Source organism: Streptomyces sp. MnatMP-M17 (genome assembly GCF_900091995.1).
GTDB lineage: Bacteria > Actinomycetota > Actinomycetes > Streptomycetales > Streptomycetaceae > Streptomyces.
In genome coordinates this window covers 1-8,139 of record NZ_FMDK01000138.1, presented here as the reverse complement: position 1 = coordinate 8,139, position 8,139 = coordinate 1, and the positions used below count along the sequence as shown (strand labels likewise).

Annotated in this window: 7 protein-coding genes and 1 pseudogene; 4 read left to right on the top strand and 4 right to left on the bottom strand. The window is 70.2% G+C overall.

Annotated features, from left to right (window positions below; translation table 11 throughout):
- Positions 1-120: 120 nt before the first annotated feature.
- The gene (locus GA0115259_RS07355; protein ID WP_176732464.1) at positions 121-1,086 is read left to right on the top strand and encodes a LysR family transcriptional regulator; all 966 of its coding nucleotides are present in this window, start codon (positions 121-123) and stop codon (positions 1,084-1,086) included.
- 13 nt (positions 1,087-1,099) lie between these two features.
- On the opposite strand, the gene GA0115259_RS07350 is transcribed toward GA0115259_RS07355, so the two are convergent.
- The 3 genes from GA0115259_RS07350 to GA0115259_RS07340 all read right to left on the bottom strand — a co-directional run bounded on the left by GA0115259_RS07350 (position 1,100) and on the right by GA0115259_RS07340 (position 4,154).
- Positions 1,100-1,798 (bottom strand): gamma-glutamyl-gamma-aminobutyrate hydrolase family protein, encoded by a 699-nt coding sequence (locus GA0115259_RS07350; protein ID WP_093592599.1) that lies wholly within the window; start codon positions 1,796-1,798, stop codon positions 1,100-1,102.
- 41 nt (positions 1,799-1,839) lie between these two features.
- Positions 1,840-3,306 (bottom strand): ethanolamine permease, encoded by a 1,467-nt coding sequence (gene eat / locus GA0115259_RS07345; RefSeq protein ID WP_237539830.1) that lies wholly within the window; start codon positions 3,304-3,306, stop codon positions 1,840-1,842.
- A 131-nt stretch (positions 3,307-3,437) separates the two neighbouring features.
- A complete protein-coding gene (locus tag GA0115259_RS07340; protein ID WP_093592602.1) occupies positions 3,438-4,154 on the bottom strand; it encodes a FadR/GntR family transcriptional regulator in 717 nt (238 codons plus the stop codon).
- 99 nt (positions 4,155-4,253) lie between these two features.
- Here GA0115259_RS07340 and GA0115259_RS07335 point away from each other — a divergent pair, with 99 nt between their 5' ends.
- The 3 genes from GA0115259_RS07335 to GA0115259_RS07325 are packed head-to-tail and all read left to right on the top strand — an operon-like array spanning position 4,254 to position 7,801.
- Positions 4,254-5,618, top strand: coding sequence for a glutamine synthetase family protein (locus GA0115259_RS07335; protein WP_093592596.1), 1,365 nt, complete (start codon positions 4,254-4,256; stop codon positions 5,616-5,618).
- 8 nt (positions 5,619-5,626) lie between these two features.
- Complete coding sequence (locus GA0115259_RS07330) at positions 5,627-7,003, top strand: aldehyde dehydrogenase family protein (RefSeq protein WP_093592594.1); 1,377 nt, start codon at positions 5,627-5,629, stop codon at positions 7,001-7,003.
- Between the two features lie 6 nt (positions 7,004-7,009).
- Positions 7,010-7,801 carry a 3-oxoacyl-ACP reductase gene (locus tag GA0115259_RS07325; RefSeq protein ID WP_093592589.1) on the top strand — a complete coding sequence of 264 codons (792 nt, stop codon included), beginning with the start codon at positions 7,010-7,012 and terminating at the stop codon, positions 7,799-7,801.
- Between the two features lie 94 nt (positions 7,802-7,895).
- Here GA0115259_RS07325 and GA0115259_RS07320 read toward each other — a convergent pair.
- Positions 7,896-8,139: pseudogene (locus GA0115259_RS07320) on the bottom strand (hypothetical protein); the annotation flags it as partial.

Here is an 8,139-nt window from a genome sequence, read left to right as displayed (position 1 = left end):
CCGCCGGTGGCGGCGGGATACGCCCTGGTGGGATGCGTGAGAGTGGCCATGGCTCCAGCCTCGCGCCCGCCCACGGCCCCCACCAGGCCCGTTGTCGCTATGAGGTCATAACCTGGAGTTATGACCGATGCTCCGCGCTCCGACCGCGCCATAGCTCATCCCGCCGCGCCGGGCGCCGCGCCACTGGCCCACCGGGTGCCCGATCTCGGCGCTCTGGAGCTGTTGCTCGCCGTCGCCCGGCTCGGCAGCCTCGGCCGGGCCGCCCGTGAGCTGGGCATCAGCCAGCCCGCCGCCAGCGGCCGTATCCGGGCCATGGAGCGGCTGCTCGGAGTGGCCCTGGTGGACCGCTCACCGCGCGGCTCCCGGCTCACCGACGCCGGGGCCCTGGTCAGCGACTGGGCCGGACGCGTGGTGGAGGCGGCCGAGGCCTTCGACGCCGGAGCGCAGGCGCTGCGCGACCGCAGGGACTCCCGGCTGCGCGTGGCCGCCAGTATGACGATCGCCGAGTATCTGCTGCCCGGCTGGCTGGTGGCGCTCCGCAGGGCCCGGCCGGACACCGCGGTCTCCCTGCTCGCGGGCAATTCCGCGGCGGTCGCCGAGCGGCTGCTCGCCCATGAGGCCGATCTCGGCTTCGTGGAGGGCACGGCCGCGCCAGAGGGACTCGACTCGGCGGTCATCGGCCATGACCGGCTGCTGGTGGTCACCGCACCCGGCCATCCCTGGGCCCGCCGCCGTGGCCCGATCGAGCCGGCGGAACTGGCCGGGACCGCACTGATCCTGCGGGAACCCGGCTCCGGCACCCGTCAGGTGCTGGACGCCGGGCTCGCTCCGTACGGCGGAGTGGCCGAGCCGCTGCTCGAACTCGCCTCCACCACCGCGCTCAAGGCCGCCGCCGTGAGCGGCGCGGGACCGTGCGTACTGAGCGAGCTCGCGGTCGGCGAGGAGCTGGCCGCCCACCGGCTCGTCAGAGTGCCGGTGGAGGGCATACGGCTCCGCCGTGATCTGCGCGCGGTCTGGCCGGTCGGCATCCGGCCCGTGGGCCCGGCCCGCGATCTGCTCTCCCTGACGCGCGGTGTCCCGGACTGAGTACGCCGGGGAATCAGGTGCCCGCGGCCCGCGACGCGGCGGCCCGGACCAGCGCGCTCACCACACGGGTGTCATCGGCCATCTCGGGATGCCACTGCACACCCAGCGCCCAGTGCGGCTCCGGCAGTTCGACGGCCTCGACCGTGCCGTCCGCCGCGAACGCCGACACGGTGAGCCCGTTGCCCAGCCGGTCCACCGTCTGGTGATGGTGTGTCGGTACGGCGAACTCCTCCGGCACCAGACCGCCGTAGCGGGTGCCGGGCACCGGCTTCACCGGATGCTCGCCGAAGGTGCCCTCGACCGGCGAGGTGTGTCCCTCCACATGCTGGACGAGCGTCCCGCCCAGCGCCACATTGAGCAACTGCATGCCACGGCAGATCCCCAGCAGCGGCGTGCCGGACGCCAGAGCGGCGTCGATCAGGGCCAGTTCCCAGGCGTCCCGCTCCCGGGCCGGCGGTCCGGTACGAGGATGCGGCTCGGCTCCGTACCGTACGGGCTCCACATCGGGGCCGCCCGCGATCACCAGGCCGTCGAGCCTGGCCACCACCGAGGCGGCGGTGTCCGGGCCGTCCGGCGGAAGCATCGCGGCGAGCCCGCCGGCCCGCTGGACGATCCCGGGATAACCGGCCGGCAGCAGCGCCGCCGGCAGCTCCCAGACGCCCCATGCGGCGGACTTCTCCAGATAGGTGCTGATCCCGATGAGCGGTTTCATGGCGTCCCGGTCCTTCCGTGAGTGCCGGCCGGATGCTGTCCTCAGCCGCGTTCGAGTTCGGCCTCGGCGGCGGCCAGGGCCGCGAACTCCTCCTCGGGAGCAGCCGCGACCAGCCGGTGCCGACTGTAGAAGGTGAAGTACGCGAGAGCGACGACATAGACGCCCAGCGCGATGAACGCGGCGTCCTTGTCCACCAGGAACGTCGCCACCAGCGCCGACAGGGCCAGTACGAACGCGGCGCCGGAGGTGAGCATGCCGCCCGGTGTGCGGTACGGCCGGGCCAGCCCCGGCTCACGGCGGCGCAGCACCAGATGGGACAGGGCCATCAGCGCATACGAGATGGTGGCGCCGAACACCGCCACATTCAGCATCCGTCCGCCGTCGCCGGTGCCCGCCGCCAGCGCGAAACCGGTCGCGCCCGGGATCAGCAGCCCGAGATAGGGAGCTTTGCGGGTGCTGGTCAGGGAGAGGAAGCGAGGCAGATACCCCGCGCGGGAGAGGGCGAAGAGCTGCCGTGATCCGGCGTAGATGAGCGAGAAGAAGGAGGCGACGAGACCGGCGAGGCCGGCGTAGTTGACGAACCGGCTCAGCGCGGTCGGATCGCCGTCTCCTTGGAGCGCGACCACCAGCGGATTGCCCGCGTCCTGCACGGCGGCCGAGCCGCGTGCGCCCGTCGCGGCGAAGAAGGTGATCAGTGCGAGCAGGACCAGCACACCCATGGAGATCGACAGCGCCCTCGGCATCGAACGCACCGGATCCTTGGCCTCTTCGGCGGCCAGCGGCACCCCTTCCACCCCGAGGAAGAACCACATACCGAACGGGAAGGCCGCCCAGATGCCCAGCACGCCGTACGGCAGCCAGGACCCGGAGCCGAACGCGTCCTGGTCGACCGGGATGTCATTGAGCCCGCTCGCGTCGAACTCGGTGAACGCGCCGACCGCGAAGATCAGCAGCGCCGCCACCGCGATGGCCGTCACCACGAGGCTGAAGCGCAGCGCCTCGCCGACGCCCCAGAGATGGATCCCTATGAAGATCGCGAAGCAGGCCAGATAGACCGGCCCGCCGGCCGTCAGCCCGAAGAGATTGAGCGACTCGACATAGTCGCCGATGAAGATCGAGATGGCGGCCGGCGCGAGGATGTACTCGATCAGGATGGCCGTACCGGTCAGAAAGCCGCCCCAGGTGCCGAGCGCGCGCCGGGCAAAGCCATAACCGCCGCCCGCGGTGGGCAGGATGGCGGAGAGTTCGGCGAGGGAGAAGACCAGACAGGCGTACATGACACCCATCAGCAGTGTGGCGATGGCGAGACCGCCGAAGCCTCCCTCGGAGAGACCGATGTTCCAGCCCGAGAAGTCACCGGAGACGACATAGGCGACACCGAGACCGGTGAGCAGCAGCCAGCCGGCGCTGCCCCGGCGCAGCGCGCGCCGTCGCAGATAGTCGGCGTCCTGTTGGGCCGTGTCGGCCGGGACGGCCGTCGGGATGCGCGAGTCGGTGCCGTCGGACATGAGCAGCTCCTGCCTCGGGTAAAGGTGTGAGGGCATACCTTTGCGCTCCTGATGGCCGCGCGCAAGACTCGTGCGTTAAACGGCTGTTACGGCTATGGCCGTCACCGCCTCCGTTCCGGCACGGCCCGCGCTCAGGTCAGAAAGCCGCGCAGCAGTGCGGCCGTACCGCCGCAGTGCTCACGCGCGATCTCGCGTGCCGCGTCCGCGTCCTGGTCGAGCACCGCCTCGACCAGCGCCGTGTGCTGCCGCTGCGAGTGCTCCAGATTCCGGACGAGCAGCGGGATGCAGTCCAGCAGATCGTTGACCGTAGCCCTCACGGCCGCGTACTGGGCGGTCAGCGTCGCGGAGCCGGACAGCTCGGCGAGCGTGAGATGGAACAGCGTGTCCAGCCTGCGGTACTCCATGAGCGGCGCGTCGTGTGTCGCGGCCAGCGCCGAGCGCAGCCGCCCTGCCCGCTGGCCGGTCAGTCCGTCCGTCGCGCACAGTCCCGCCGCGCCCGCCTCCAGCACCTCGCGAAAACGCAGAACGTCCTCCATATCCACGCCGGCCACCCGCCGGCGCAGCTCCTCCTCGGCGCCGCCGACCGGAGTGTCGGGTCTGGGCCGTACGAACGTCCCGCCGTATCTGCCTCGCCGGCTCTCCAGCAGCCCCTGGTCCTGGAGCACCTTGAGCACCTCGCGCAGCGTCACCCGGCTGATCCGCAGCCGGTCCGCGAGCTCCCGCTCGGCGGGCAGCCGCTCCCCGCCCGCCACCAGACCGAGCCTGACGACCTGGAGGATCTGCTCCAGCGCCTCCTCGAAGCCGTTTCCCGCCCGCACGGGCCGCAGCACCGGAGTCAGCGGGTCCATCGGCTCGCTCTTCTTCGCCACGTCGCCGATTCCCCTTCCCAACCAAAGGTCTCCAGGAATACCTTATGGCTTCCGGCTGACCGAAGGAGGAGTAATCCCGTGGCAGACCGCACATCCCCGCTCGCCGTCGACAAGCTGCGCATCCTCGTGGAGAGCGGTGAGATCGACACGGTGGTCCTGGCGTTCCCCGATATGCAGGGCCGGCTCCAGGGCAAGCGGTTCGCCGCGCGCTTCTTCGTCGACGACGTCCTGGAGCACGGCGCCGAGGGCTGCAACTATCTCCTCGCCGTCGACACCGATATGAACACGGTCGACGGATACGCGATGTCCTCCTGGGACACCGGCTACGGCGACTTCGCCATGCGCCCGGACCTCACCACACTGCGCCGGCTGCCCTGGAACGAGGGCACCGCGATGGTCATGGCGGACCTCGCCTGGAGCGACGGCTCACCCGTTGTCGCGGCTCCCCGCCAGATCCTCCGCCGTCAGCTCGACCGGCTCGCCGAGTACGGCTACACCGCGCATGTCGGCACGGAGCTGGAGTTCATCGTCTTCAAGGACACCTATGAACAGGCCTGGGACAGCGGCTACCGCGGGCTGACTCCCGCCAACCAGTACAACATCGACTACTCCGTCCTCGGCACCGGCCGGATCGAACCGCTGCTGCGCCGGATCCGCAACGAGATGGCCGGCGCCGGACTGACCGTCGAATCCGCGAAGGGCGAGTGCAATCCCGGCCAGCACGAGATCGCCTTCAAGTACGACGAAGCCCTCGTCACCTGTGACCAGCACGCCATCTACAAGACCGGTGCCAAGGAGATCGCCTCCCAGGAAGGCGTCTCGCTCACCTTCATGGCCAAGTTCAACGAGCGTGAGGGCAACTCCTGCCATATCCATCTCTCGCTCCAGGACAAGCACGGCACCAATGTCATGGCCGGCGACGGGCCGGACGGGATGTCGCCCGTGATGCGCCACTTCCTGGCGGGCCAGCTCGCCGCGCTCCGTGACTTCTCCCTGCTGTACGCGCCGACCATCAACGCGTACAAGCGCTTCCAGCCGGGCTCCTTCGCGCCCACCGCCGTCGCCTGGGGCCATGACAACCGCACCTGTTCACTGCGGGTCGTCGGCCATGGCCGGTCCCTGCGCTTCGAGAACCGGCTGCCCGGCGGAGACGTCAACCCGTACCTCGCCGTCGCCGGAATGGTCGCCGCCGGGCTGTACGGCATCGAGAACGCACTGGAACTCCCCGAGGCATGCGAGGGCAACGCCTACGCCGCCGCCTACGACCAGGTCCCGACCACTCTGCGCGAGGCCGCCGAGCTCTGGGAGAACAGCACTCTCACGCACGCGGCCTTCGGCGACGACGTCGTGGCGCACTACAGCAATATGGCCCGTGTCGAGGTGAAGGCCTTCGACGCCGCGGTGACCGACTGGGAGCTTCGCCGCTCCTTCGAACGTCTGTGAGGAACGACGTGCACGCACATCACACCGCCGGACATCTTGTCCTCAACCCGGCCACCGGCGAGACCGTCGCCACGGTCCCGGCGACCACTCCGGCCCAGGTTTACACGGCCGTACGGAGGGCCTCGGCGGCCCAGCTCCGATGGGCGGCCCTGGCTCCCGCCGAGCGCGCCCGGCTGCTGCGCCGCTTCGCCGCCGTCGTCGACGAGCACATCGAGGAACTGGCCCGGATGGAGGTCGGCGAGGCGGGCCACACCCTCGGTAACGCCCGCTGGGAGGCCGGCAATGTCCGCGATCTCCTCGACTACTGCGCCGGAGGAGTGGAGCGGCTGAGCGGCCGGCAGATTCCCGTGGCCGGAGGGCTCGACATCACGCTGCTGGAGCCGCTCGGTGTCGTCGGAGTGATCGCTCCCTGGAACTTCCCCATGCCCATCGCCGCCTGGGGCACGGCCCCCGCCCTCGCCGCGGGCAACGCCGTACTCCTCAAGCCCGCCGAGACCACACCGCTGACCGCGCTGCGGCTGGCCGAACTCGCCCTGGAGGCAGGGCTTCCCGAGCATCTCTTCCAGGTCCTGCCCGGCGCCGGCGATGTGGCGGGCAACGCGCTGGTCGAGCATCCCGGAGTCGCCAAGATCGTCTTCACCGGCTCCACCCGTGTCGGCAAGCAGATCATGGCCAAATGCGCCGCCCTGGTGAAGCGCGTGACGCTCGAACTCGGCGGCAAGAGCCCCAATATCGTCTTCGCCGACTCCGATCTCGAACAGGCCGCCGCCACCGCCCCGATGGCGTTCCTCGACAACGCGGGCCAGGACTGCTGCGCGCGCACCCGAATCCTCGTCCAGCGCGAGGTCCACGACCGGTTCCTGGAACTCCTCGCACCGGCCGTCGAGTCCGTCGTCGTCGGCGACCCGTCCGACGAGAGGACACAGATGGGCCCGCTGATCTCGGCCGTCCAACTGGAGCGCGTACGGTCATATGTCCCCGACGGCGTCAAGGCCATCCGCGGCAGCGCTCCCGGCGGCCCCGGCTTCTGGTTCCCGCCGACCGTCCTCACCGATGTGGAACCGGACGCACCGGTCGCGACCGAGGAGGTCTTCGGGCCGGTCGCCGTCGTCCTGCCCTTCGAGGACGAGGCGGACGCCGTCCGGCTGGCCAACGCCACCGACTACGGCCTCGCCGGATCAATCTGGACCCGCGACCTCGGCCGAGCCCTGCGGGTCTCGCGCGCCGTCGCCGCGGGCAATCTGTCCGTCAACTCCCACAGCAGCGTCCGTTACGGGACTCCGTTCGGCGGCTACAAACAGTCCGGACTCGGCCGTGAACTGGGCCCCGACGCCCTCGCCGCCTTCACCGAAACCAAGAACGTCTTCATCAGCACGGAGGCCTGAGCCATCATGACCGCCCCCACCAACGACACCGTCTGCCGCCGACTGGTCGGCCGTACCGCCGTGATCACCGGAGCCGGCAGCGGCATCGGGCTGGCCACCGCGCGCCGGCTCGCCTCCGAGGGCGCGCACCTCGTCTGCGGAGACATCGACGAGACCGCGGGCAAGGCCGCCGCCGACGCCGTCGGCGGGACCTTCGTACAGGTCGATGTCACCCGCGCCGATGAGGTCGACGCGCTCTTCAAGACGGCGTACGACACCTATGGCAGCGTCGACATCGCCTTCAACAACGCCGGTATCTCACCGCCCGAGGACGACTCCATCCTCACCACGGACCTCGACGCGTGGAAGCGCGTCCAGGACGTCAATCTCACCTCCGTCTATCTGTGCTGCAAGGCCGCCATCCCTTATATGCGCCGTCAGAAGAAGGGATCCATCATCAACACGGCGTCCTTCGTGGCACGGATGGGCGCGGCGACCTCGCAGATCTCCTACACCGCGTCCAAGGGCGGCGTGCTCGCGATGTCCCGTGAGCTGGGAGTGCAGTTCGCCCGTGAGGGAATCCGGGTGAACGCGCTCTGCCCGGGGCCGGTCAACACCCCGCTGCTCCAGGAGCTGTTCGCCAAGGACCCGGAGCGGGCCGCGCGCCGGCTGGTGCATATCCCGGTGGGCCGGTTCGCCGAGGCGGACGAGATCGCGGCGGCGGTCGCCTTTCTCGCCAGCGACGACGCGTCGTTCGTGAACGCCACGGACTTCCTGGTCGACGGCGGTATCTCCGGCGCCTACGTCACCCCGCTCTAGACCAGGGCCAGGGCCATGGTCAGGAGCTGAGCTGAGCTGTGCCGGTCCCGTCCTCCCTCACCGGCGAGGACGGGACCGCGCGTCGGCCGAGAGGTCAGAGGAACGTACGGCCCTCGCCCCTGTACGTCGGTGCGGTCGCCACCACGCGGTCGCTCTCCACCAGATGCAGTGTGTCGAACCGCTCGCACAGCTCACCGGCCTTGGCGTGCCGGAACCACACCTTGTCGCCGATCAGCAGATCGTCGGCCGCCGATCCGAGCAGTGGCGTCTGCACCTCACCGGCGCCCTCCTGTCCGTCGTAACGGAGCCCTTCGGGCAGATACGGCACCGGCAGCCGG